Origin of the sequence: Kitasatospora sp. NPDC059803, from assembly GCF_042732255.1 — a bacterium.
Classification (GTDB): Bacteria; Actinomycetota; Actinomycetes; order Streptomycetales; family Streptomycetaceae; genus Kitasatospora.
Window position 1 is genome coordinate 30,469 of the sequence record NZ_JBHWIJ010000068.1, and the last position, 1,663, is coordinate 32,131.

A 1,663-nucleotide genomic window follows, 5' to 3' on the forward strand; every position below is an offset into this window, starting at 1 on the left:
GCCACCCCCCCTGAGCCCCCCCAACCCCCCCCCGCCCCACGCCCCCCCCCCCGCCCGTCCCCACCGGCGGGGCACCGGATCGGCTTCCCTCGCCGGTGCCTGCGGGAGGGAAGCGTGGACTTCTTCGGCCGTCCGAACGGTGCCGCTCACAGTCCGGCTTCGTACGTCCCGGGCGGCACGGGCGTCCTGTCGTACGGGAGATAGCACCTCATGCGGTACGACAGCAGGTGCTGTACGAGGTCGCTCGCCAGGAACGGCTCTTCCCACTCCCACTGGGCACCGCCGCGGCAGGCGGTGCAAGAGGCGTCCCGGTGGCTGCGGCACACCGCGCGGCGGGCGACGTGCTGGGTGCGCATCTGGAGTCGCCCGGACAGCCAGATCTCCGTATGGGCTCTCGCCTTCTGCGGCTTGCAGCGCAGCAGAACGCAGACCTCTTCGACGCTGAGCACCCGCAGGGCAACGCCCAGGCGGGCGTGCTGGCTGACCTGTGAGGTCGCCAGGCCGGGCAGGAGTTGCTCGGTCAGGCTCGGCTCAAGCCTCTTGATGAGCTGGTAGCTCGCTCTCTTGCTGTCCTCCCCTGCGGGGAGATCGTGGATCAGCCAGATGAGCGGGCTGTGCACCCTGGTCGCCTTCCGGTTCGCCCGCAGGAGGCGCGCGGCGTCCTTGAAGTCCTGGCAGGACTTCTCATCCTCAAGGCGCTCCAGGAGGTTGCGACGTGCCTCGGCGTACTTTCCGAACGGCCGGTGTCCGTAGTCGACGACCTTGATCTTCGTCTCGGGAGCCGTCACCTGATTTCTCCCAGGAGGCTCCGGCCTTCAGGCCGGGGAGGAATGGGTCCTCGGCCCGGAGCCGTGAAGCGGCGGAGTTCTCTGCGTATCTGTTCTGACCTGTGCTTTCTGCTGTTGTCGGTGGGGGCTGTTAGGTTGCGGCTCATGACGACGACGACGGTGACGGTCGGTGAGGCCGGGTACGCCCGGTACACCTACCGGCTCCGCGTGTCGGCCACCGCCCTCGCACTGCTCGAAGCGGAGTGGGGGAAGTGCCGCTGGGTGTGGAACGAATCCGTGGCGATGTCCCGCAAGGTCCACAAGCACAACAAGGCGACCGCCGCGGAGAAGACCACGTGCGGCCCCGCACAGCTCGACAAGATGCTGACCGGGGCCCGGCAGTCGATGAGCTGGCTGCGCGAGGGCGCGTCCGTTCCGCAGCAGCAGACCATCCGCGACTTCGCCAGGTCCCGCGCCAAGGCGCTCAAGGACGTCAAGGCGAAGCTGCCGGTCAAGCAGCGCGCCGGGATGCCCCGGCACAAGAGACTCAAGGACTCCCGGCCGTCGCTGAACTACACGCAGCGCGGGTTCCGGCTCAAGGAGGGCCGGCTGCACCTCGCGGGCGGCATCGTGCTGACGGTGGTGTGGTCGCGTGACCTGCCGTGTGTCCCGTCGAGTGTGCGCGTGTACCAGGACGCGGTCGGGCACTGGTACGCCTCGTTCGTCGTGGCCGCCGAGGTCCGGCCGCTGCCGCAGACCGGTGCGGTCATCGGGATCGACTGGGGCGTGAGGGAGACCGCCACCACCACGTCCGACGCGCATGACCTCCCGCACGCGGAGCACGGCAGGACGGCCGCCCAGCGTCTGGCGAAGTACCAGCGGCAGATGGCGCGCCG

At 69.5% G+C, this 1,663-nt stretch carries 2 protein-coding genes; one reads left to right on the forward strand and one right to left on the reverse strand.

From position 1 onward, the window contains the following. Positions 1-146: 146 nt before the first annotated feature. Complete coding sequence (locus ACFV6I_RS14235) at positions 147-788, reverse strand: hypothetical protein (protein ID WP_380425351.1); 642 nt, start codon at positions 786-788, stop codon at positions 147-149. A gap of 144 nt (positions 789-932) precedes the next feature. Between ACFV6I_RS14235 and ACFV6I_RS14240 the strand changes: the two genes are divergently transcribed. Next, a partial coding sequence (locus tag ACFV6I_RS14240; protein ID WP_380425354.1) for an RNA-guided endonuclease InsQ/TnpB family protein occupies positions 933-1,663 on the forward strand: 731 nt, incomplete at its 3' end.